Source organism: Phaeobacter sp. CECT 5382 (genome assembly GCF_001457775.1).
In the GTDB taxonomy this organism is placed as follows: Bacteria; Pseudomonadota; Alphaproteobacteria; order Rhodobacterales; family Rhodobacteraceae; genus Pseudophaeobacter.
This window is the reverse complement of record NZ_CYSG01000017.1, coordinates 1-23140: the sequence shown is the minus strand read 5'-3', so window position 1 is coordinate 23140 and position 23140 is coordinate 1. Positions and strand designations below refer to the sequence as shown.

General features: G+C 59.7%; 17 protein-coding genes and 1 pseudogene. 11 read left to right on the top strand and 7 right to left on the bottom strand.

Annotated elements, in window-relative coordinates:
* Window positions 1-147: 147 nt before the first annotated feature.
* Both repC and PH5382_RS15555 read left to right on the top strand, forming a co-directional pair.
* Window positions 148-1371, top strand: coding sequence for a plasmid replication protein RepC (repC, locus tag PH5382_RS15560; protein WP_082645712.1), 1224 nt, complete (start codon window positions 148-150; stop codon window positions 1369-1371).
* A gap of 339 nt (window positions 1372-1710) precedes the next feature.
* A complete protein-coding gene (locus tag PH5382_RS15555; RefSeq protein ID WP_058335312.1) occupies window positions 1711-4083 on the top strand; it encodes a methyl-accepting chemotaxis protein in 2373 nt (790 codons plus the stop codon).
* Between the two features lie 140 nt (window positions 4084-4223).
* Here PH5382_RS15555 and PH5382_RS15550 read toward each other — a convergent pair whose 3' ends face one another.
* Entirely contained in the window at window positions 4224-5588 is a 1365-nt protein-coding gene (locus PH5382_RS15550) for a formimidoylglutamate deiminase (RefSeq protein ID WP_058335311.1), read from the bottom strand.
* An 82-nt stretch (window positions 5589-5670) separates the two neighbouring features.
* Here PH5382_RS15550 and hutI point away from each other — a divergent pair, with 82 nt between their 5' ends.
* The 4 genes from hutI to hutU are packed head-to-tail and all read left to right on the top strand — an operon-like array spanning window position 5671 to window position 10938.
* Entirely contained in the window at window positions 5671-6894 is a 1224-nt protein-coding gene (gene hutI / locus PH5382_RS15545) for an imidazolonepropionase (protein WP_058335353.1), read from the top strand.
* A 20-nt stretch (window positions 6895-6914) separates the two neighbouring features.
* Entirely contained in the window at window positions 6915-8447 is a 1533-nt protein-coding gene (gene hutH, locus PH5382_RS15540) for a histidine ammonia-lyase (RefSeq protein ID WP_058335352.1), read from the top strand.
* Complete coding sequence (gene hutG / locus PH5382_RS15535) at window positions 8447-9259, top strand: N-formylglutamate deformylase (RefSeq protein WP_058335351.1); 813 nt, start codon at window positions 8447-8449, stop codon at window positions 9257-9259. Before hutH ends, hutG begins: the two co-directional genes overlap by 1 nt.
* The gene (hutU, locus tag PH5382_RS15530; protein WP_058335310.1) at window positions 9256-10938 is read left to right on the top strand and encodes a urocanate hydratase; all 1683 of its coding nucleotides are present in this window, start codon (window positions 9256-9258) and stop codon (window positions 10936-10938) included. The genes hutG and hutU overlap by 4 nt, the downstream gene beginning before the upstream one ends.
* Window positions 10939-11026: 88 nt before the next feature.
* Here hutU and PH5382_RS15525 read toward each other — a convergent pair whose 3' ends face one another.
* On the bottom strand, window positions 11027-11716 hold the full coding sequence (locus PH5382_RS15525; protein ID WP_058335309.1) for a UTRA domain-containing protein: 690 nt from the start codon (window positions 11714-11716) through the stop codon (window positions 11027-11029).
* A gap of 83 nt (window positions 11717-11799) precedes the next feature.
* Window positions 11800-12837, bottom strand: coding sequence for an aromatic ring-hydroxylating dioxygenase subunit alpha (locus PH5382_RS15520; RefSeq protein ID WP_058335308.1), 1038 nt, complete (start codon window positions 12835-12837; stop codon window positions 11800-11802).
* A gap of 198 nt (window positions 12838-13035) precedes the next feature.
* Between PH5382_RS15520 and PH5382_RS15515 the strand changes: the two genes are divergently transcribed.
* Complete coding sequence (locus PH5382_RS15515; protein ID WP_058335307.1) at window positions 13036-14502, top strand: MocR-like pyridoxine biosynthesis transcription factor PdxR; 1467 nt, start codon at window positions 13036-13038, stop codon at window positions 14500-14502.
* Here PH5382_RS15515 and PH5382_RS15510 read toward each other — a convergent pair.
* The gene (locus tag PH5382_RS15510) at window positions 14499-15335 is read right to left on the bottom strand and encodes a LysR family transcriptional regulator (protein ID WP_058335306.1); all 837 of its coding nucleotides are present in this window, start codon (window positions 15333-15335) and stop codon (window positions 14499-14501) included. The two genes, PH5382_RS15515 and PH5382_RS15510, sit on opposite strands and share 4 nt — an antisense overlap.
* A 108-nt stretch (window positions 15336-15443) precedes the next feature.
* Here PH5382_RS15510 and PH5382_RS15505 point away from each other — a divergent pair, with 108 nt between their 5' ends.
* On the top strand, window positions 15444-16661 hold the full coding sequence (locus tag PH5382_RS15505; RefSeq protein WP_058335350.1) for a pyridoxal phosphate-dependent aminotransferase: 1218 nt from the start codon (window positions 15444-15446) through the stop codon (window positions 16659-16661).
* Entirely contained in the window at window positions 16658-17113 is a 456-nt protein-coding gene (locus PH5382_RS15500; RefSeq protein WP_058335305.1) for a RidA family protein, read from the top strand. Before PH5382_RS15505 ends, PH5382_RS15500 begins: the two co-directional genes overlap by 4 nt.
* A gap of 56 nt (window positions 17114-17169) precedes the next feature.
* On the opposite strand, the gene PH5382_RS15495 is transcribed toward PH5382_RS15500, so the two are convergent.
* Together PH5382_RS15495 and PH5382_RS15490 are read right to left on the bottom strand one after the other, a co-directional pair.
* Window positions 17170-19266, bottom strand: a complete 2097-nt coding sequence (locus PH5382_RS15495) for a molybdopterin oxidoreductase family protein (RefSeq protein ID WP_058335304.1) — start codon at window positions 19264-19266, stop codon at window positions 17170-17172.
* A gap of 222 nt (window positions 19267-19488) precedes the next feature.
* On the bottom strand, window positions 19489-20691 hold the full coding sequence (locus tag PH5382_RS15490; RefSeq protein ID WP_058335349.1) for a S1C family serine protease: 1203 nt from the start codon (window positions 20689-20691) through the stop codon (window positions 19489-19491).
* A gap of 185 nt (window positions 20692-20876) precedes the next feature.
* On the opposite strand from PH5382_RS15490, the gene PH5382_RS15485 reads away from it, so the two are divergent.
* Together PH5382_RS15485 and PH5382_RS15480 are read left to right on the top strand one after the other, a co-directional pair.
* Window positions 20877-21548: a response regulator gene (locus PH5382_RS15485; protein WP_058335303.1), complete on the top strand. Its 672-nt coding sequence runs from the start codon at window positions 20877-20879 to the stop codon at window positions 21546-21548.
* A complete protein-coding gene (locus PH5382_RS15480) occupies window positions 21523-22926 on the top strand; it encodes a sensor histidine kinase (protein WP_058335348.1) in 1404 nt (467 codons plus the stop codon). The genes PH5382_RS15485 and PH5382_RS15480 overlap by 26 nt, the downstream gene beginning before the upstream one ends.
* Window positions 22927-22953: 27 nt before the next feature.
* Here the strand turns inward: PH5382_RS15480 and PH5382_RS20035 are convergent.
* Window positions 22954-23140: pseudogene (locus PH5382_RS20035) on the bottom strand (endonuclease); the annotation flags it as partial.

The following is a 23140-nucleotide window of genomic DNA, read 5'->3' as shown; positions in this document are numbered from 1 at the left end:
ACAGTAGCAAAAAGAAAAGCCCCCCAAGACGCATCCCGGAAGGCCATTCTCAAACTTAGCACCTTCGAGATACCTCCCCTTCCCTGACCCTGTCAACTCCGCTGTTCTTGCGGGGCCTGTATTTTATTGTCTTTCGTGAATTTCACTATGAAACACGCGTCCCAAAGCGAATTTGGGCGGCCGAGGACGGCTGCCTTGTCGCAGCATCCTGCAAAAGGATCCCATGCATCGGCAACTGCCCCCACAGATCCATATGATAAATGGGCCCTGTTGCAGGCCCTGACAGATGCCGCCACGCTGTATGAGCTGAACCACCGCACGCTAGGCGTTCTGAAGGCCCTTTTGACGTTCTGGCCTGACCGGACCCTGACCCCGGATGTGAACAGCTGCATTGTCTTTCCCTCCAACAGGGTGCTGGCCTCACGGCTGAATGGCATGCCCGACAGCACGCTGCGGCGACACCTGGCAAAGCTGGTCTCGCTGGGGGTTGTCAGCCGTCATGCAAGCGCCAATCATAAACGCTTTGCCCGGCGCATCACTGGCGCGGTGCAGCAGGCCTATGGGTTCGATCTCTCTCCGTTGGCTCGCCATAGCGACCACCTTGTGCAGCAGGCCGCACAGGCCCGTACGGCGCATCACCAGCTAATGATCCTGCGCGATCATGTTGCTGTGCTCCGGCAAAGCCGACTGGAGCAGAACCCCGCTTGCCCTCTGGTCGAAGAGGCCCGTCAGGTGCTGCGCCGCAAACCCGACCTGGATGCCCTTACCGGATTGAAAACCGCTCTTTCCGAAGCACTGTCAAATCAGGATACGCCCCCTGCCCGTCCCCGCTTCTGTGATCTTGCTGCCGCCGAAATGAGCACCACTGACGTTCAAAATGAGCGGCACATACAGGATTCATTAAAACAAGATTTTGACTCTGAAGGCTTAGAAAAAAATGCATCGGAAACAGCTTTGGAAAATTCCGAACTGACATTGTCCAATGATTGCTCTGACAAGGCGAGACTAGAAACAAAGAGTACCTGTCCTGCACATCGGGATTTAGAGCTAAACCAAATCCTAGGCAGCTGCAGTGAAGCCCTGGCGTTTTTTCCAAACCCTGTGCGCAGCTGGCAGGACCTGCTCCATCTAGGAGATCGGCTGGCACCAATGCTGGGAATTGATCAACCTGTGCTGTCACAGGCCAAACAGCATATGGGACCCTTGGAAGCCGCCATTTCAGTGCTTTGCATTCTACAGCGGGCGTCTGAAATCCGAAGCCCCGGAGCCTATCTACGTCGCCTTGCCCAAAAGGCATCTGCCGGGGGATTTTCCGTGCGTCCCATGCTTTTGGCCCTGAAAAACCGGGAAAAAGCAGCCTGTTCCGTGTGATTGTCAGCTGACAATTTTAATTATGGATAAATTTCAAAGGCTTATGGAGTAATCGACCTTTGAAAGTAACATCAGACTATTAGCAGCCCCTCCCTTTGGAGCTGATGGCGGTCTCCGATTGAGATGATTCGTGAGGATTCGGCGAAAGCGCTTATTTTTTTGGCACCAAATGTCTCCGACAACTCAGTTTTATTGTCTTTTGACGCAGGATAGCGTCAAAAGACCACTCAAAGGAGGCTTAGGTTTATCAGGAAAACACCCAAAGATTGTACTTGTCAGTTTTTTAACTCTCACCCGTCCAAGTGAAGATCCTTGGACGGACCATAGTTGGAGAATGTCATGATCAATGTACGATCTATGAAGCTTTCGAAAAAGCTTCCCCTTTTTATCATTAGTTTCAGTATCCTCATGGGGACGATACTCATCGGCGTCACCCTTTATAACTTCCAGAAATACGCCTACACCACAATTGAGAAACAGATGGCGTCGCTGGTTGCCGACCGGCGCTCTGCGATTAAGCAGTTAATGACGACTGTCAAAGCCGATCTGCAGACAATGGGTGCATCCCCTGCAACCACCGAAGCTATGGAGGCCTTCTCCAAATCTTGGGCAGCGCTTGGCCCACAGGCAGGGAATATCCTGACCAAAGCCTATGTCACTGACAATCCAAATGCGACTGGGTCAAAGCACCTGCTAGATCGCGCCTCTGGCGATGAAGTCTATCACTACGATCATGAGCACTATCATAACGGGTTCCGAACCTTGATCGAAACCAAGGGGTATTATGATGCCTTCTTGATCAACCCAGAGGGCGATATCGTCTATTCAGTGTTCAAAGAGACGGACTATACCTCGAACCTGATGAACGGTCCCTATAAGGATTCCACTCTCGCAGAGTTGTTCCGCGAGACAAACAGAAGTACAGCCGGATCTTATCACTTTGTCGATCTGGAACCCTATGCGCCCAGCAACGGTGCCGCCGCCGGATTTATCGCAACCCCGCTTTACGGGCCTACAAATGAGTTCCTGGGTGTTCTGGCGCTGCAGATGCCAGTCGCCATCCTCAGTGCTATGTCAAACAACATCGATGGGCTCGGCGAGACCACAGAGATCTTTATTGTCGGTGATGACAACCTGGCGCGAACTGAGTCTCGTTTCGAAGGCGGTCATGAGGTTCTGCAGGAACTTTCGGCCCGCGATCACATTACCGCAGCCCTTGATGGCAAGAGCCATTTCTACGAGGCGGCTATCGGCCTGAATGGTCACGAAGTTGTATCTTACACCAACCCCGTTGGGCTGGACTATGCCAACTGGGCAATGGTCGTCGAACAGGACGTTGACGAACTGATGGCGCCGGTTAATAAAAAGCGTAATCTGCTGATTGTCATTACGCTTGTGGTGACCGCAATTCTGTCTGTGTTGGGCGCTTTGTTTGCGCGCTCGATCACCAAACCAATTGTTCGTATCTGTGCCAATATGGCGGATGTGTCAGCCGGACAGTTGGACGCAGACGTCCCCGATGCGAAACGGGGCGATGAAGTTGGCGAGATCGGCAAGACCCTTGTTGCGATGCAGGAAAAATTGCGCAGCGCTCGAAGCGCCGAAGAAGCCCGTGCAGACCAGCAAAAGCAGCAGCAGCATGTGGTGGAAACCCTTAGTGCTGGTCTGGTACGTTTGTCACAGGGTGATTTCTCATCCGATATTCGCGAGGCGTTTGGCAGCGACCACGAAGCCCTGCGCGCTGATTTCAACAAGACCGTTTCGACCCTGAATGACACAGTGTCCAAGGTGATCGATGCCGCAGATAGTATCCGCAACGGTGCATCCGAGATCAGCCAATCTTCGGATGATCTGTCCCATCGCACCGAAAGCCAGGCGGCAACACTGGAAGAAACAGCCGCCGCTCTGGAAGAGCTGACAGCAAGCGTGAAATCCGCAGCTGAGGGCGCTCGTAGCGTCGAAGGCATCATGGCCGAGGCCAAACAGGAAGCCGAAGCCAGCGGTGAAGTTGTGCAAAGTGCTGTTTCGGCCATGACCGAAATCGAGCAGTCCTCCAGCCATATCGGTCAGATCATTGGTGTAATCGACGACATCGCCTTCCAGACAAATCTTCTGGCGCTGAATGCTGGCGTCGAAGCCGCACGGGCAGGCGAAGCGGGTCGCGGTTTTGCGGTTGTGGCTTCCGAGGTGCGCGCCCTTGCTCAGCGGTCGTCGGATGCGGCGATGGAGATCAAGACGCTGATTGGCGACAGCTCAAAACAGGTGGAGCGCGGCGTAGATCTGGTCGGAAAAGCTGGCGATGCCCTGCAAAGCATCACTCAGCGCGTCGGCCATATCTCGAAACTGGTAAGCGATATCGCCGAAGGGGCGGTGGAACAGTCCACCGGCCTGAACGAGATCAATACGGGGGTGACCCAGTTGGATCAGGTGACCCAGCAGAATGCTGCCATGGTTGAACAGGCAACGGCGGCGGGGCATTTGCTCAATACCGATGCAGGCGAGCTGACCAATCTGGTGAGCCAGTTCAAGGTCGCAGGCAAAGCGCATCGTCCGACAGCCCCAGTTGCAGCGACCCCGATGGCAGCTCCGGCGGCCAGTGCCGCGCCGTCGGCGCATGGGGAGGCGGATTGGGACCTTGACGAGATGCCAGCCTCTCAGGCTTCGGTTCAGATGGATGGCAATGCTGCAAAGGATATGTGGCAGGACTTCTGACCTGAAACCGATCCGTTCAAGATCAAACGACGGGGCTTTCTGCTCCGTCGTTTTTTTGCGGCGGAGCTTTTGACGGGCCTGGCAAGGCGCTCGACATATACGAGCCCAGAAAAGGGCCCAGAACCCTAGAGTACAAACCGCTAAAGTACAGCCAACAATTGCTCCATGGCCTGACGATATTTTGCAATGATCTGGTCACGGGCCTTGTGGCGGCCGGCCTCAACTGCGTGACGGCCTGCGGACCACAGATCGGTGACGACGTGATCCTTGGCGGCAAAGACCAGCCCATCCAGTAGCTGATCAGGTTTCAGCGCACAAAGCGATGGGTGCTGGCTATCGATGGCTACCAGATCGGCGAGCTGGCCAATGGTGATCTCTCCGGCGGCACGCCCCAGTGCCTGTGCACCGCCGCGCGCCGCCCCAGTATAGAGCGCCTGACCAACCGAGCCTTCTTTGAGAACCATAACATTGCGCGACAGATCGCGTAGGCGTTGCGAATACTCCAGCGTGCGCAACTCTTCGGTCAGCGAGATCAGCACGTTTGAATCGGATCCCACCCCAAAGGCACCGCCCGCCTGCAGATAGCTGGGACCATTGAAGGGACCGTCGCCCAGATTGGCCTCGGTGATCGGGCACAGCCCGGCGACAGCGCCGGAGCGGGCCATATCGCGGGTCTCGGCCTCGGTCATATGGGTGGCGTGGATCAGGCTCCAGTTTCGATCGACAGGCGCGTTGTGCAGCAGCCATTCGACCGGGCGCGCACCCATCCCGGCCTGAACCTCGGCAACCTCTTTGGGCTGCTCGGCGATATGGATATGCACCGGGCCCTGACCGTGCGCCGCAAGCACCTGGGCCAGATCATCCGGGGCTGTGGCGCGCAGTGAATGCGGGGCGATGCCCACGCGGCAGTCGGCGGGCAGGGCAGTGATGTTGGATTTTGCCTGGTCCACCAGCTGGCAGAACTGTGCTACATCATTGCCAAACCGGCTTTGGCCCGCTTCCAGCGGCTGTTTGCCGACCCCGGCATAGCTATAGAGCACCGGCAGATGCGTAAGGCCAATGCCGGTGGTGTTGGCGGCGGCCATGATCCGGTCCGAAAGCTCGCTCAAACTCTCATAGCGCGTTCCATCGGGCTGGTGGTGCAGATAGTGAAACTCTCCTACCGAGGCATAACCAGCTTCCTGCATCTCCAGAAACACTAGGGCTGCGATGGCCTCGATCTGGTCGGGGCTCAGATGGGCGGTGAACCGATACATCAGATCGCGCCAGGTCCAGAAACTATCACGACCTGCCATACGGTATTCGGTCATCCCCGCCATGGCGCGTTGAAAGCTGTGGCTGTGCAGATTGGCCAGCGCTGGCAGCAGGCAGTCGACGCGGGTGTCTTCCGGGGCAGCCTTGGAATTCGGGGTCACACCAGTGATGCAACCCTGGTCAAGAGTGATGCGCACGTTTTGCGCCCAGCCGGTTGCCACAAGAGCGTGGTTTGCAAAGATAGCCGTCATCATATACCTCTTTTTATGTATAGACATATGACATATTGATTTGTACTAGAAAAGAGAGAAGTCAGATTTTGCAGAGGCTATGATGCAGGCAGAAACGCAGGTTTTCACGGATGTCCGCGCCGCGACCCTGGCAGGCGGGACAGCAGAGGGGGCAGGGGCCTATGGGCTGATCGAGGCGGCAGCGATTGCTGTGGTCGACGGCAAGATCGCCTGGGTCGGCCCTGGCACAGAGCTGCCGACAGACTATGCCGATCTGGCACAGACCTCTCTGGGTAGCCGACTGGTGACACCCGCGCTGATCGACTGTCACACCCATGTGGTACATGGCGGCAATCGCGCCGCTGAGTTCGAGCTGCGACTGAATGGCGCCACCTACGAAGAAGTCGCGCGGGCAGGAGGCGGTATCATCTCGACCGTGGCCGCCACCCGTGCGGCCTCGGTTGTGGATCTGGTGGCACAGGCGCTACCACGCGTCGATGCCATGCTGGCCGAAGGCGTATCTTTGATCGAGGTGAAATCTGGCTATGGACTGGACCGCGAGACAGAGCTGAACATGCTTCGGGCAGCGCGCGCTCTATCCGATCACCGCCCCATTCGCGTCGTGACCAGCTTCCTTGGGGCCCATGCGGTTCCTGCCGAATACAAAGACCGCAGCGATGCTTACATCACCGAGATCTGCATCCCAACCCTGCGCGCGGCCCATGCCGAGGGGCTGGTGGATGCGGTGGATGGATTTTGCGAAGGCATTGCCTTTTTGCCGGATCAGATCGCGCGGGTGTTTGACGTCGCACGCGAACTTGGCCTGCCGGTGAAACTGCATGCCGAACAGCTGTCCAATCTGGGCGGTGCCAAGCTGGCGGCCAGCTATGGCGCACTGTCGGCGGATCACATCGAATACCTCGATGGCACAGGCGTGGATGCCATGGCGGCGGCGGGCACCGTGGCCGTGATCCTGCCCGGCGCATTTTATACCCTGCGCGAAACCCAGATGCCGCCGATTGATCTGTTGCGCGCGGCAGGGGTGCCGATGGCGCTGGCCACGGACTGCAATCCTGGATCAGCCCCAATGACATCCCTTTTGCTGGCGATGAACATGGGCTGTACCCTGTTTCGCATGACCCCTGAAGAAGCGCTACGCGGGGTGACAACCCATGCCGCCCGCGCGCTGGGGCTGACCGATTGCGGCACGATCGAAGTTGGCCAGCGCGCCGATCTGGCGGTTTGGAACGCCTCCCACCCGGCAGAACTGGCCTATCGCATCGGCTTCAACCCGCTTCACGCCCGTATTTTTGGAGGCACCTTGTGACCACGGACACCACGGCTCAAATTTTGACACTCACCCCCGGTGCTGCCTCGCTGGCGGATCTGGAACGCGTCTTTCGCGAGGAATGCGCGGTGCGCCTGGACGCGGCTTGCCGTCCGGCTATTGAAGAGGCGCATAGCCGTATCGAAGCTGCCGCTGCAGGCGAGGCTGCCGTGTATGGTGTCAACACCGGCTTTGGCAAACTGGCCAGCGTCAAGATCGCCGCCGAAGACACCGCCACATTGCAGCGCAATCTGATCCTCAGCCATTGCTGCGGCGTGGGTCCTGCCATCCCACGTGCTCATGCGCGGCTGATGATGGTGCTAAAACTGCTCAGCCTGGGGCGGGGAGCCTCCGGTGTGCGGCTGGCCGTGGTCGACCTGCTGGAGTCGATGCTGGAGCGCGGCGTGACGCCTGTAATCCCGGCGCAGGGCTCGGTTGGGGCCTCTGGCGATCTGGCACCGCTGTCGCATATGGCTGCGGTTATGATGGGCGCTGCCGAGGCCGAGTATCAGGGCAGCGTGATGCCAGGTGATGCGGCGCTGGCCGCTGCCGGTCTTGCACCGCTGGAGCTGGGCCCCAAAGAAGGGCTGGCGTTGATCAATGGCACACAGTTTTCCACCGCCTTTGGGCTGGCGGGACTGTTTGGCGCCTGGGCTGCGGCACAAAGCGCGCTGGTGACCTCAGCGTTGACCACTGATGCCATCATGGGCTCAACCGCGCCGCTACAGCCCGAAATCCACTCCTTGCGCGGTCACCGTGGCCAGACCGAAGCCGCGACCACCATGCGCGCCCTGCTGGCGGGCTCGGTCATTCGTGAAAGTCATCGTGACGGTGATGCCCGCGTGCAGGATCCCTATTGCATCCGCTGCCAGCCGCAGGTCGTGGGCGCCGCGATGGATGTGTTGCGTCAGGCTGCCACCACGTTGGAGATCGAAGCCAATGCCGCCACCGATAATCCGCTGGTATTGGTCGGAGCCGATCTGATCGTGTCGGGCGGCAATTTCCACGCTGAACCCGTTGGCTTTGCCGCCGATATGATCGCGCTGGCCATTGCCGAGATTGGCGCCATCGCACAGCGCCGCATTGCGCTGATTGTTGATCCGGTGCTGAGCCATGATCTGCCGCCGTTTCTGACCCCAAATCCGGGTCTGAATTCCGGCTATATGATCGCCGAAGTCACCACGGCAGCCCTGATGAGCGAGAACAAGCATCTCGCCAATCCCTGCGTGACCGACAGTACGCCAACATCAGCTAACCAGGAAGACCACGTGTCGATGGCCGCTCATGGCGCGCGACGTCTGGGGCAGATGCTGACCAATCTGGAACGTATTCTCGGGGTTGAGCTGCTCTGCGCGACACAAGGCGTTGAATTCCGCGCGCCGCTGCCCACCAGTGCGGCCTTGCAGGATGTGATGGCCAAGCTTCGCGCGGTGGTACCGCCTCTGGGTGATGATCGCTACACCGCGCCGGATATCGAGGTGGCCGCCGCCCTGATTACCAATGGCGATATCGCCAATGTGCGCGATATCGCAATGCCGGATCTGTCGGCATGATGTCTCCTGTAGAGATCAAGCGCGGCGACAGTCCCGTGGTGCTCGGCCTGCCGCATACCGGTACCTTTGTGCCCGCTGAAGTGGCGGCAAAGCTAAACACGCGGGGCAGGGGGCTGGATGACACAGATTGGCATGTTGATAGGCTCTATGATGGGGTTTTGGACGGAAATTGGGGTGGGGCAACCACCGTGCGCGCCACCTTCCATCGCTATGTGATCGATGCCAATCGCGACCCATCCGGGGTGTCGTTATATCCCGGCCAGAACACCACAACGTTGGTGCCCCTGACGGATTTCGACGGGCATGCGATCTGGGATCAGGAGCCAGATGCGACTGAGGTGGAAACGCGTCGCCTGCGCTATCATGCGCCCTATCACGCGGCGCTGGAGGCCGAGCTGCAGCGCATCAAAGCGCTGCATGGGTTTGCCATACTTTTTGACTGCCACTCGATCCGCTCGAACATCCCGTATCTGTTTGACGGAACCTTGCCAGATTTCAACACCGGCACCAATCTGGGCACAACCTGTGATCCGCAGATCGAGGCACTGGTGGTAGGGACCTGCGCCGTCGCCAAGGGCTATAGCGCGGTTCTGAACGGGCGCTTTAAGGGCGGCTGGACCACCCGCCACTATGGTCGTCCCGACGAAGGCCTGCATGCGATCCAGATGGAACTGGCGCAATCCACTTATCTGGCGAATGAGGCCGCACCCTGGACCTATGATGAGGCCAAGGCAAACCGCCTGCGCGTGCATCTTCAAACCATTCTCACAGACTTGGCCAGTTGGGCCCCGCAGACCGGAGGAAACTCATGACCGATCCCCGCAAGAACAGCCGCGACATCTTTCCGCCCACTGGGCCCGAGATCACCGCCAAAAGCTGGCTGACCGAGGCGCCGATGCGGATGCTGATGAACAATCTGCACCCCGATGTCGCAGAAAACCCGCATGAGTTGGTGGTTTATGGTGGTATCGGGCGCGCCGCGCGCACCTGGAAGGATTTTGATCTTATCGTTGACAGCCTCAAGGATCTGGAGGCAGACGAGACCCTGCTGGTGCAATCCGGCAAGCCCGTCGCAATCGTCAAAACCCATGAGGACGCGCCGCGTGTGCTGATCGCCAACTCTAACCTGGTGCCCCACTGGGCCAATTGGGATCATTTCAACGAGCTCGATAAAAAGGGTTTGATGATGTACGGCCAGATGACCGCCGGGTCCTGGATTTATATTGGAACGCAAGGCATCGTGCAGGGTACCTACGAGACCTTTGCCGAAGCGGGTCGTCAGCACTATGGCGGTGATCTGACCGGCAAATGGATCTTGACCGGTGGCCTTGGTGGCATGGGCGGCGCGCAGCCGCTGGCCTCGGTTTTCGCGGGTGCCTGCTGTCTGGCGGTGGAGTGCAACCCCGACAGTATCGATTTCCGCCTGCGTACCAAATATCTGGATGAAAAGGCCAAAACCCTGGACGAAGCGCTCGCGATGATCGAACGCTGGACCGCAGCGGGCGAGGCCAAATCGGTTGGCCTGCTGGGCAATGCTGCAGAGGTGTTTCCGGAACTGCTGCGCCGTGCAGAAGCCGGTGGCATGCGGCCCGATATTGTCACCGATCAGACCTCGGCGCATGATCCCATAAATGGCTATCTGCCGCTTGGCTGGACCATGGGCGAATGGAAAGAGCGGCGTGAAAGCGACCCTAAATCAGTGGATAGAGCCGCACGCGCCTCTATGCGGGTGCAGGTCGAGGCCATGTGCAAGTTCCACGCCATGGGTGTTCCGACGGTGGACTACGGCAACAATATCCGGCAAATGGCGCTGGAGGAAGGGCTAGAAAACGCCTTTGATTTCCCCGGTTTTGTGCCCGCCTATATCCGGCCGCTGTTCTGTCGCGGCATTGGCCCGTTCCGCTGGGTGGCGCTGTCGGGGGACCCCGAAGACATCCGCAAGACCGACGCCAAGATGAAAGAGCTGTTTCCCGAAAACACCCACCTGCACAACTGGCTGGATATGGCTGATGAACGTATCGCCTTTCAGGGCCTGCCGGCGCGGATCTGCTGGATTGGTCTGGGCGATCGTCACAAAGCAGGGCTTGCCTTCAACGAGATGGTCAAAAGTGGCGAGCTGAGCGCGCCGGTGGTGATCGGTCGGGATCACCTTGATTCTGGCTCTGTTGCCTCACCCAATCGCGAAACCGAAGCGATGATGGACGGCTCGGATGCGGTGTCTGACTGGCCGTTGCTGAACGCGCTGACCAATACGGCCTCAGGCGCGACCTGGGTGTCATTGCACCACGGCGGCGGTGTTGGCATGGGTTTTTCGCAGCACTCAGGTGTGGTGATCTGCGCCGATGGCACCGATGCGGCTGCGAAACGGTTGGAGCGGGTGTTGTGGAACGATCCCGCCTCGGGCGTGATGCGCCATGCCGATGCGGGATACGAGGACGCAAAGGAATGCGCACGCGTTCACAATCTGCGCCTGCCGGGTATTTTGGGCTGACTGAACGGTTGATTGGAACAGCACGGATCCAACCGGGTCCGTGCTGCTTCGAATGCGGCGCCTTATTGGGGCAGTGGAACGCCTTCAGCTAGTAACGTGTGGTCATCCGGTGGCCAGGTCGGAATGTTTGGCGTACGAAAGTGATCGCCTGATCCTGTAGCCAAGTAGACCGCTCGACCGTAAACAGGGCTTCGCCCTGGGTGCATCCGAGATAATCGGCCATTTCTGTGGAGGCAACAGTGGCCGAAAAGGCGATTTCAGCGTCCGAGAAGGGCACAGTAGAGACCAGCCATTCATTGGGCCCCAGTTCGGTAAAATCGGCTGTTTCAGCTTGCGGCAGCACGGTCAGGCTGATCCAGCGGTCCTCATGCTGATAGGGCAGGCCATCGGCGTAATGCATGCAGGTCAGGTGCAGTACAGGACAGTCCTGCGCCAGCTGCAGCCGCGCGCGCAGCCAGTGGGGGGCGTCCTGAACAGTCCGACTGACCAGCGCATAGCGGTATTCACAGTTCTGGTCTTCGATCTCTGTGCGCACGATGGGGATCGAGAACCGTGCCTGTCGCAGCGGTGCCATGCGCACGCGGGTGCCTGCCTTGCGGCGGCGTTCCACAACGCCTTCGTCTGCCAATTCGCGCATAGCCCGGTTGACTGTAGCGCGCGCGCAGCCATAGGTGTCCGCCAGATCCATCTCGTTGGGGACATGGGCGCCCGGCGCCCATTCCCCAGAGGTGATCTTGGCCATGATGTCGGCTTTGACGTCGCGAAATGTAGCCTTCATGAACCCTGCTGCCCTCACTCTACTGCCTTATTATTAAGCGCGATCATATGGGCTTTTTGTCTGACTGTATAGGCGGCGCGGGGTTAGGCCATTTTTTCGTCAACCATGGCTTCCTCGGCGATCATCGCCTCCAGCTGGCGGCGAAAGCGTAGCTGGCCGGCATCAATGTTGAGATCGATATGCGGCGATGTTTTCTCACTCATGCCGATCTGTACCGCATCCAGCACCGCGCGGTCTTCCTCAAAGGCTTTGCGAACGTCCTCGCTCATCATTTGCGACAGGGCGTCATCATCGGGGCGGATATTGCGCAGCTGGAACCAGTAATAGCGGGTCTCTGTCTCGGTGGTGGGGGTCATAAAATTGTAGCTGTCCATCACAAAGGTCTTTGGGTCCAGCTGTCCGTCAGGCCCCCCGGTGCCCGCCGGCGTGAACACCGCCTTGATCAGTGCATGGGCCGGGTAGCGGACCTCGTAATGCTGCAGCCGATCGCAGTTGCCGCTGAATTCGACCACCTTTTTGTAAAAGGGGGCAGGTTCGTGATCCATCATCCACCGGTGTACGATGATGCCCTCGTCGGTTTTGGTCACGCGCAGTGGCGTGTCCTTGGTGGCGGGCGTGGCAAATGAGGTCTCGTGCACCCAGGCCACATGGGTCGGATCCAGCAGATTGTCGCACATCAAGAGATAGTTGCAGTTCAGCTCCATCGCAGCACCCCGGTTGAGACCCCAGTCCGGGCTGTCAAAATTGGGAATATCGATGATTTCTTCGACATCGGCGATTGCAGCATTGCCCATCCAAATCCAGACCAGACCGTATTTTTCATGCACCGGATAGGGCCGTACCCGTGCTGCCGAAGGAATGCGCCCGGCCCCGGGTGCCCAGACACATTGGCCAGCACAATCAAAGGTCAGCCCGTGATAGCCGCATTCGACAGTGTCACCCTTGATCCGCCCCTTGGACAGAGGCAGCTTGCGATGGGGGCAGGCATCCTCCAGCGCGATGACTTCACCGTCCTGGGTGCGGAACATGCAGATCTTTTCGCCCAGTACTTTGACCTGTTGCAGATCATGGCTGATCTCTTCGCTCCAGGCGGCGACATACCATGCGTTCCTGAGAAACATCGTTTCCTCCAGTGCGGGTGGTTTGGGTTTGATTGCAGCGATATTAGAAAGTGGGATGTATCTTTACACCCGCAGATTTTCTGAGAATAGATTAGAAAAACTAAACTATCTGCCTGTGGGTGGATCAAAGATCTGTAGGCTTGTGGGCATTTTGGTTGGGTAGTATCTGTGAAAGATCCTAAAAACAGGCATTCCAAAATGCAGAATATTTCGGGTCTGGTCTTTGCAATCGACCGCCAGGCAAAGACCCCGGTTTTTGAACAGATCTGTGCCGCCATCCGGATGCGGGCGATTTCCGGGGCCTTGCCGCAGGGCGGGCGGCTACCTGCGACGCGGGTCTTTGCCACCGAGCTTGGCGTGTCGCGTTCCACAGTGGTCACCGCCTATGAACAGCTGGTCGCCGAAGGCTATCTGCACAGTGTGCAGGGGTCAGGCTATACGATCTGCGCCCAGGGTGAGGTGGAGCTGGCGCAGCCTGCCCTCATAGCTGAGCAGCCTGTGTCTGCAGGCCAGCCCGAAGCGGTTCTACCGCCGATGCCCTTTGAGCCGAGTCAGCCTGACATGCGCCTGTTTCCGCATCGCCAATGGGCCAAGACGGTGGCGCGGATCTGTCGTGCCAATCCGCAGGCGATGCTGGTCGGGGGCAATACCTTTGGCAATTATGAGCTGCGCCAGGCCATCGCCGCCCATGTTGCCGAGTGGCGCGGTATCACCGCCAGCCCGGAACAGATCATCGTCACCGCCGGGGCGACGGACGCGCTGGAGATTTGCTTGGGCGCGCTGACTGTGGCAGGTGATCTGGTCGGGCTGGAGGATCCCGGCTATTTGCCACTGCTGGGTTTCGTCAGATCACAGGGGCTGGTGCCGCATTTTGTCGGCGTTGATGATCAGGGCGCAGAGCTGCCGGAGCAGCAGCCAGACGGGGCGCAGACGGATGGGGAGCAGGCAGGCCCGCGCATTGTGGTGCTGACGCCTTCGCATCAATACCCCTTGGGCGGGGCTATGTCGCCAAACCGGCGGCTGGACTACATCCGCTGGGCCGAGGCCAATGCCGCCTGGATTGTCGAGGATGACTACGACAGCGAGTTTCGGTATGCGGGACGTCCAATCCCGGCGATGGCGGGGTTTGATCGGTTGAATCGCACCATCTATATCGGCAGCTTTTCCAAGATCTTTTCCAATTCGCTGCGCCTGGGATATGCTATTGTGCCGGTGGATCTGATTGATGCGATGCGCCAGCGGATGCGGCGTTCTGGTCTGAAGGCAAGCTACATGCCTCAGCAGCCGTTGGCAGAGTTCATGAACTCGGGTGAATTCTACCGGCACCTGCGTCGGGTGCGCCGGATCTATGCTGAACGGCGCCGGTTCCTGTTGGACCACCTCATGCGTGATTTCGCAGGCTACGGGCAGATCAGGGATGTTCAGGCGGGGATGCAGATCATCCTGCATCTGGACGAAAGATTCCGCGATACCGATCTGGTCAGGCGGGCCGCAGCGCGCGGCGTGCAAGTGCAGCCCCTGTCAAAATATGCCACGGTGGCGACCGGCTACAATGCCCTGATCCTGGGGTTTTGCGGCTTTGACGAGGCAGAAATGGAACCGGCGCTTGCGGCGCTGAAATCCTGTTTTACTGACAGCCTTGCGGCGCAAAACGGACCTGTTTAACGGCGCAGCAGATCGATAATTCCCGGGCTCAGCCGCCGGTGCAGCAGAACCAATTCACGTTGGTGATCAAGATCAGGCAGGGTGAGATGGCGCAGGCCGGGCAGGGCGTCCATCCCCGGCCAATGGGGCAGGATGGCAAAACCCAACCCCTGCGAAACAGCGGCGGCGATGGCCTCTAGGGCGTCCAACTCGCACAGGATCCTGTGCGGGGCGATATGGCGTCGCAACCAAGGCTCTATCAGGTTGCCTCCCCAGCTGTTGCGGTCATAGATCAGCGCTTTGTCCTGGGTCAGAATGTCTGACGCCGGGCGTAGGTCATCTGCCTGGGTTATCAGCACATAGCCCTGCGTTTCCAGCGTGATTTCACCAAGCGATTTGGGAAGGGCCAGCGGAGGCCGGACCACAAAGATGGCGTCAAGATCGGTGTTCAGCAACTTGGTATACAGCGCCTCAGAACTGCCGGGCGTGATCGTCAGACGGGCTTTGGGCGCCTGTGTTGCAAGGCATTTCAACACCCCCGGCAACCGGTCGCTCAGCGCGGTCGAGATGGCACCGATGCGCAGCGGGCCGCCAAGGCCAGTGGTGTCGATGTCGCGCGACAGCTGGCCAACCGCGCTGGCGATATGGCGCATCTGTTCCAGCACCGACTGGCAGGCGGGCGTCGGGGCCACGTGTTTTCCAACCCGGATAATCAGGCTCTCACCCAGCTCCGCCTCCAGGCTGCGCACCCGTTGCGCGACTGCGGCCGGGGTCAGGTTCTGGGCCCGCGCGGCGGCCGCAAAAGAGCCAGTTTCCGCCACGAGAACCAGTGAGTCAATGAAACGCGTATCCATAGAATATGTGACTCCTGAGTATAGGAAAACATATTATCTGTATTTTTTGATTGATGCTAGCCAATGGGCCAAGACCAACGCGCAGCTTAGCTGAAAAGGATTATGCCAATGGCAACACTTGCGGAAAAATTCGCCGCCCTGGGCGCGGAAAACGCACCCGGTCAGGAACTGCGCCAGCAGACCGACCATCTTGCAGCCCTGATGCGCGGCGCGCCGATCGCGGGAGTGCCGGTGGATTTCTCCCATGGCGATGTGGATGCCTTTGCACCCACGCCCGGGGCCAAAGCTGCCTGGGACGCAGGCTTTGAGCGTGGCGGCGCGCAGGCCTATACCGAATACCGCGGTGATGCCATGATCCGCGCCTCTTTGGCAAACCGGCTGGCGGATTTCACCGGTGCGCCGATCTCGCCCGAGCAGCAGCTGATCATCACCCCAGGAACGCAGGGCGCGCTGTTTCTGGCGCTTGGCGCGCTGGTGGATCAGGGCACCAAAGTGGCAGTGGTTGACCCCGACTATTTTGCCAATCGCAAACTGGTAGTGTTTTTTGGCGGCGAGGTGGTGCCGATCCCGCTGCGCTACAGTGCTGATAGCCCCGACGAAAACGGCCCTGATCTGGACCGGTTGCAACAGGCTTTTGAGACGGGCACGCGGGTTTTGGTGTTTTCCACGCCCAACAATCCCACCGGGCATGTGTGTTCGGAGCAGGTGATCGCGCAAATCGCCAGACTGGCGGTGCGCTATGATGTGGCGGTGGTGGTAGATCAGCTTTATTCGCGGATGCTGTATCAGGGCGAAAGCTACAGCCACCTGCGCGCCCATCCGGAAGCGCCTGCAAACCTTGTGACCATCATGGGCCCGTCAAAGACAGAATCTCTCAGCGGGTTTCGATTGGGGGTGGCCTTTGGCAGTGCCGAGATCATCGCCCGGATGGAGCAGCTGCAGGCCATCGTTTCACTGCGTGCGGCCGGGTACAATCAGGCCGCGCTGGAAACCTGGTTTCAAGAGCCCGAGGGCTGGCTGCAGCAGCGCATCACCCAGCATCAAGCGATCCGTGATGGTGTTCTGGCGGTGTTTCACGCTGCGGGACTTCGCTGTGCCGCGCCGCAGGCCGGCAGCTATTTGTTTCCGCAGCTGCCCGCACTGGCGGTGAGTTATGCGCAGTTTGTCCAACTGCTGCGCCTGCAGGCCGGGGTCACGGTGACGCCGGGGGCAGAATTCGGCACTGACTGTTCCGACAGTATCCGGCTGAATTTCTCGCAGGACCACGCCGCCGCGGTCGCCGCGGCACAGCGGATTGTCGAGATGGTCGAGAGGTATCGGGCATGAGCGTGACAACAGGTCAGCCCGTGAAAGGTCAGCCGGTTCCGCAGGGGCTTTATGTGTCGGCACGCCGTCACCGCGATATGATCTATACCTCGGGCATGACGCCGCGCCGCGATGGGGTCTTGCAGTTCAGTGGCCAAATTCAGGCCGCAGATGCGCTGGAAACCCACCGCGATGCGGTACGGCTGGCGACCAGCAACGCCCTGACCGCCGCCCGTGCGCAACTGCACCCGGATGAAGTGATCACGGTGGTGCTGCAACTGACTGTTTTCCTCAATGCGGATGCAAATTTCACCGCCCATGCCAAATTGGCGGACTACGCGTCCCAGCTGTTGGCAGAAGAGCTGGGAGAAGGCTGCATTGGCAGCCGGGCTGCCGTTGGCGTCGCCAGCCTGCCCTCAAATGCGCCGGTCGAGGTCACGCTGACCGCCGTGGCCGAGATGAATCAGGACTGAAAAGGGAGCAGCAGCACAGGCTAGGCACCCTGTGCTGCTGTTGTTGCTATGGCGCACTATTTTGCGGCGCTGGCGCGGACCGGCACACCGTTAAAGGCGGCATTGCCACTGATGGGATCAATGCGGCTGTCATCCGTCAGATCATTGATCGACACGGTTTGCACCTTGGTTGCTGCCTCCAGTTTACCCTTGCGCTGGCCCCAGCCCTGCGGGATTGAGATCACGCCGGGGGCGATATCATCGGTGATTTCTACCGGCATCGTCACCTGACCCACCGCGCTCTCGATCAAGGCATCCCCTTCGTCTGTCAGCTTCAGGCGCGCGGCATCCTGTGGGTTCATCTGTACGGTGCAGCGATTGCGCCCCTTGACCAGACGCGGGCTGTTCTGGGTCCAGCTGTTGTGGCTGCGCACCTGACGTCGGCCAATCATCAGCAGCGGGAAATCGGTCGAGGCGGCAGTGGCAAAATCCAACAGCCGCGGAAGATCCGCCAGAAACACTTCAGGGGCGAGGTTCAGGCGGCCATCCGGTGTTTCCAGCCGATCTACGATATTGGGCACCAGCGGGCCCAGATCGATCGACCCGTTGGGGGCGGCCAGCAGGCTCTCCACCGAGACTTTATCGGCGTGATAGCCTTGCGGCAGCAACATGCCTAGCACTTCGCTCGGGGAGGGGCCGATGCGGTTTGATCCGGTGAGCTTGGCCGCAAGTCGCGCGATCACCTCCCATTCGGCGGGGTTGCCATTGGGCGGCGCAAAGATCGGCCCGGCAAAGGCTGCCGTGTTGCGCACCGCAAAGCTGTGGAACACCATATCGTAGACGTCTTCTTCGAGCGCGACGGTGGCGGGCAGGATCAGGTCGGCGTGGCGGGAGGTGTCATTGATATGAATATCAATCGACATCATGAAATCCAGCTGACCAAGCGCGCGCCCGATGCGTTGCCCGTTGGGCGCTGTCAGCACTGGGTTGCCTGCGACCGTCACCAGTGCCTTGATCTGGCCCGCGCCGGGGGTCTCCATTTCTTCGGCCATGACCGAGACCGGGAATTCACCGTTATAAAGCGGCTGATTAGACACCCGCGAGCGTTTTTCCGGATAGCTGCGCGTCTTGCCCTTGCGGCTGGTCATGCCGACATAATCCAGCGCCGGGGTGGTGAACATTGCCCCGCCTGGGCTGTCGAAATTACCAGTGATGATGTTGAGCGTGTTATTGGCCCATTGGCACAGGCTGCCAAAGCTTTGCGTCGAAGCCCCCATGCGGGCATAGCAGACGGCGGATTTGGCGCTGGCGAAATCGCGCGCCAGATCACGGATCACCTGCGCGTCGATACCGGTCTGTTCGGCCGCCAATTCCGGCGTGAAGGGCTGCACGGCTTGATTCAGCGTCTCGATGCTATCGGTGACATCGGCCAGCGCTGCCAGATCTTGCAGCCCGGCGGCAAAGATCTCGTGGATCAGTGCCAGCAGCAAAAACGCATCGGTTTCGGGGCGGATGAATAGGTGCTCTCCGGCGCGGGTGGCGGTTTCGGTGCGGCGCGGGTCGATGACCACAACGCGGCCGCCGCGCGCCTGAAGCGCGTCCATGTGTTTGCCAAACCCCGGTGCTGTCATCATTGACCCATTGGACACTACCGGATTGCCGCCGAGGATCAGCATCATGTCGGTGCGGGTGATATCCGGCACCGGGATCAGCATCGGATGCCCCAGCATATGGATCGAGGCGACGTGATGCGGGATCTGGTCGGCGGTAGCGGAAGAGTAGCGGTTGCTGGTGCCAAGCGCTTTGACCAGCGTCGGCAGGTTGAGCAGATTGCCGAATTTATGCGCGTTGGGATTGCCCAGATAGACGCCAACGCCGTCTTTGCCATGTGCGTTCTGTACGGCCATCAACCGCTCGGCGGCATAGTCAAAGGCCTCATCCCAGCTGATCGGGACAAAGGCGCCGTCGACTTTTTTCAGCGGTGTGGTCACGCGGTCGGGGTCGGTGCGGAAATCCTGAAGGGCGATGGCCTTGGGGCAGATATGGCCGCGCGACAAGGGGTCATCGGGGTTGGCTTTGATGCTGTGCACCTGCGTGTCGTCATGGCTGATGATCAGCCCGCACATGGCCTCGCAGATGTTGCAGGTCCGATATTGGGTTTGTAAGTCGCTCATGGCTGCCTCTCCCTGGCTGTCCCATCCGATGGGTTTCCTCTTCCCGAGGGAAAAGCCTAGCCGAGAGGTTTTGTCTTGGGCAGCTGCTTAAATTGGTGGAATAGGCATTCGACCAAACGTCATTTGCCGGTTCTGCACTGCAGCACGCAAAAGCAAGACCGGATGCGAACCCGGCGGTAACCAACAAGGCACCGCCGGATCTCGATATGTTGATGGCGTGGGTTAGGCGTCCTGGCTGGCCCGATTGCCCAGCGTTACCTCCAGGGTGAGGCTCTTGCCGCGGCGCAGGATCTCGATCTCGCTCTGCGCCTCGGGGGCTTCCATTGCCACGGCGCGGGTCAGATCGCGCAGCTCGCTGACCTCGGCCCCGGCAAAGGAAAGCACCACATCCCCCGCCTTGAGGCCCGCCGCCGCCGCAGGGCTATCCGCCACCACGCTTTCGATCATCACGCCCTTGCCGGGTTCGATCCCCAGAACATTGGCCGCATCTGGCGACAGCGGTTTGATCTGAACCCCCAGCCAGCCGCGGTCGACCTCACCATCATCCTGCAGATCGGCCACGATATCGCGCACCAGATCTGAAGGCACCGCAAATCCGATCCCTACCGAGCCGCCACCCGAGGAATAGATTGCTGTGTTGACGCCGACCACGTCGCCTTCGGCGTTGAACAAAGGCCCGCCGGAATTGCCCCGGTTGATGGCAGCGTCGGTCTGGATAAAGTCATCAAATGGCCCGGCGTTGATATTGCGCGAGGTGGCCGACACAATGCCCGAAGTGACAGTGCCCGACAGGCCAAAGGGGCTGCCCATGGCGATGACTTCTTCACCGACGCGCAGCTCTTCGGAGGTGCCGAATGCCACCACTGGCAGGGCATCTTCGACGGTCACCTGCAACAGGGCAATATCGGTCAGCGGATCAGCCCCCACGATGCTGGCTTCGTGCTTGCTGCCGTCAGCCAGTGTCACGGTGACTTCGCTGGCGCCTGCGATCACGTGGTTGTTGGTGACGATCAGCCCGTCCTCGGCGATGATAAAGCCAGAGCCTGCGGATTTCATCGGGCGGATGTGATCCCGGTTCTGGCCGCGGTTTTGGCCGAAATCTTGATCGGGAAAGCCAAAGCGACGCATGAATTCCTGGAGCTGTTGATCGCCATGGCGGCCAAAACGGTTGTCCTGGCGTTCTCCGCGGTCCTGGCCGTGACGCTGGCCAGGACTTTCGCTGTTGCGCTCGCCGTGTTTGTGGTCTTTCTGGCCGCGACTGCTTGGCTGGCCTTTTCCGCTATTGGTGACTTCGACATAGACAACCGATGGCGATACGGTTTCCACCAGATCGGCATAGCCACCAGCAGGGACAGCCAGTGCTGCCGAAGGGGCAAAGCTGGCCAAGGCTGCGGCACTGAGAGAAAGAAGGGCGGTGCGGGTCATGGGCTGTTCCTTGCATTGCATTTGTCTGATGCTGGCAAGATGGGCGGGCAGTCTTTCAAGGACCTGTCGTCTTTTATACAGATCTGTAATGTGATTTTTTCGCTCAGAGAACCTATGTCACAAACACGGCTTTGCCCTGACATCAGGCAGCTCTGGGTGCGACACGGCAAAATACGGGGGACGGCATGAAAATTCTGGTGATCGAAGACGACAAGACCACCGGTCCTTTTGTTGCCAAAGGATTGCGCCAGGAGGGCCACACGGTTGATCTGGTTGCCAATGGCCGCGATGGCCTATTGCAGGCCACCACCGCAGACTACGATATCTTGGTGCTGGACCGGATGTTGCCAGGGCTGGACGGGTTGTCGCTGATCAAGACACTGCGCGGTGCAGGCCAACGCACCCCTGCGATCATGCTGACCGCTCTCAGCGGGGTAGAAGACCGCATCGAGGGGTTGGAGGCCGGCGCCGATGACTATCTGGTGAAACCCTTTGCCTTTGGCGAGCTTTCTGCGCGGGTTGCGGCCCTGGCGCGCCGTCCGGGCTATCAGCAGCAGGAAACCACGCTGCAGGCGGCGGATCTGCAGATGGATTTGGTGCATCACCGGGTGACGCGCGCGGGCGTGGACATTCCGCTGTTGCCGCGTGAATTCACCCTGCTGGAGCATCTGTTGCGGCGCAAGGGGCGGGTGCAGACCCGCACCATGCTGCTCGAGGCGGTTTTGGGCATCAATTTTTATCCACAAACCCAATTGGTCGAGACTCATATCTCCCGACTGCGGGGTAAGGGCGACAGGCCTTTTTATCAGGATCTGATCGAAAACGTGCGTGGTGCGGGGTATCGCATTGCAGCGTGAGGCAGGATTTCGCTCCTTTGAGCTGCGTGTTTTGGGGCTGTTGAAATCATCGCCCATGCGTCAGGCGCTGTGGCTGTCGCTGCTATTTTTGCTGACCAGCGCGCTCAGCCTTGGGGTGACTTACTATGTGGCCCATAACGCCCAGGAGCGCGCCATTCAGGACAGCCTGATCCAGGACATGATCAGCTTTCGCGCCACACCGTCGGCGCAGGCGCTGGCGGTGCTGGTCAATGCCCAAACCTCAGAAACCGACCCGCGCCGACGCTTGCTCAGCTATCGTCATCCCGGTGGCCGGGTCATTGCCGGCAACGCCGCGATCACCCAAAAAGACGAGGGCTTTCGGCTGGTGGTTCTGGGGGCGGATCCAACCCCGGTGCAGGGATCGTTCCTGTTGCTGAGCGAGCGGATCCATGGCGGGCTTTTGACCATCGCCCAAAGCGCCAAGCCGCTGCATGATCTGCGTGAGACCTTTTTGCGGGTGTTCCTGTTCAGCCTGTTGCCGACCATCACAATTGCGGTTCTGGGTGGCGTGCTGCTGGCGCGGCGTGCAGCGCGCATCCTGGCGGATCTGGATGCGGTGCTGTCGCGGCTGACCTCTGGCGAGCTAACCGCGCGGGTGGCCCCCGAAAGCATGGCGCGGGGTGATCTGGCGCGCATCGGTGACAGCGTCAACCGCATGGCTGCAGCACAGGAAAGCTCGATGGCGGCGCTGAAACAGGTTTCGGCCGATATTGCCCATGACCTGAAAAGCCCGATCCAGCGTGTCGCCGTGCAGCTGGCAGATCTGCAGCAGATCGAGGATCTGCCCGTCGAGGCACGCCAGATTGCCGATCAGACCATCGTCGAAACCCAAAGCATCGTGGAAACCTTTCAGTCGCTGCTGCAGATCGCACAGCTGGAAGGAGGATCGCCGAAATCGCGATTTGTGCCCACCGATCTGGCGGCGATTGCCGCGACCTTTGCCGAAATCTACGAGCCGGTGGCGGAAGAAGAAGGCCGCCGCCTGACACTGTCCCTGCCGGATCAGCCCGTCTGGATGCTGGGCGACAAGGGGTTGTTGGGGCAGATGCTGGCCAATCTGGTGGAAAATGCCCTGCGGCACACGCCCGAAGGCAGCGATATCGCAATCAGCGTGAGCCAAAATGAGCAGGGCGTTGCGCTGACGTTGCGTGATCACGGCCCCGGTATTCCGGAAGGGGAGCAACAGAACGTGCTGCGCCGTCTGTATCGGCTGGAGCAAAGCCGCACCACGCCCGGTAGTGGGCTGGGGTTGAGCCTAGTCCAGGCGATTGCCGATTTGCACGGGGCAGGGTTGGCTCTGGAAAATGCCGATCCTGGCCTGCGAGTGCGGCTTTCCTTTGCTGCCGTCACCCTCTGATCAGAAGAGGGCTGCGTCTTTTCAGGACTAGGGCAGTTCGATCTCGCACCAGACGCACTCATGATCAGACAACGGCGTGCCATTGGCGGCAACCGCGTTGAGCACGCCTTTGTTTCGGCAATGCAAATCACGCGCGGCGAACCAGTCCAGCTTCATCACCCGGTCGGGGTGCGGCGTGATCAGGCTGGGGCGCGTGGTGGGGCCATCGGCGGTG